The sequence below is a fragment of the Paenibacillus lacisediminis genome, from assembly GCF_046567315.2.
On sequence record NZ_JBKIAX020000039.1, the window covers coordinates 1 to 956 of the forward strand.

General features: G+C 64.7%; 1 protein-coding gene. It reads left to right on the forward strand.

Going from position 1 to position 956, the window contains the following annotated elements:
• The coding region (locus ACLD72_RS32155) for a polyketide synthase dehydratase domain-containing protein (protein WP_458476519.1) at positions 1-956 on the forward strand (956 nt) is incomplete at both ends.

Genomic DNA, 956 nt, shown 5'->3' on the forward strand with positions numbered 1-956 from the left:
TGCCTGACGGCGGGGATGGAGGTGCTGCTGGAGGTCGGGCCGGGCGGAACGCTGCGGGGGATGGCAGGCGAGATCGTCGGGGATCGCAAGGCGGTGGCGCTGTCAACGTTGAAGCGGGGAAAAGGCGACTGGCGGAGCGTGCTGGAAACGGCGGCTGAATTGTACAGCCGAGGAACGGGACTTGAAGTGGCAAACATGTACAGAGGCCGGAAGGAGCGAAAGACGGCGCTGCCGCCGTATCCGTTCGAGCGGGTGCGATGCTGGAGCGGCAAGAAGGCGGAGCAAAGCGGAGAGAGAGGGGCGGCCGAAGGAACGCAGACGGCGCCATTTCCGGCGGGATTTGACCGCTGTGAAGAAGAAGGAGCGGAGCGTGCGGTGTATGTGAGCGAGCTGGACGGAGCGCGGGAGCGGCTGGTTCGGGAGCATAGGGTGCAGGGGCGGAGCCTGGTGGCGGGCGCGTCGTACTGGGATATGGCGGTACGAGCGGTGAGCCGGGGAAAGGACGAGGCGGTGGAACTGCGGGAAGTGGTGAACAAGGCCCCGCTGGAAGTCGGGCCGTTGGAGCGGGTGACGGTGAGAACGATAGCGGAACGAGTGGAAAATGAGTGGCGTTTTCGGATAGAGAGCCGGGGAGAAAGGGGAGCCTGGCGGGAGCATAGCAGCGGGAAGGCGGTATGCAGCCCGCGGAAGGAGGCGAAGCGGCGGGAAGTGCCGCGGTTCCTCGGGCAGGAAGGAATGAGCGGCTGGAGCGGGGAGGAGGTGTACCGGAGGCTGTCGGAAGCGGGACTGGAGTATGGTCCGTCATTCAGGAGCATCCAGAGAATGGAGATGTACGGAAACGAAGCGGTGGTGGAACTGGAATTGCCGGAGGAAGCGGAAAGAGGAGAAGGGTACGCATACGCGCCGGGGATGGTAGACGGAGCGTTGCAGGCGCTGATCGGGGTAATGGCGAGCGA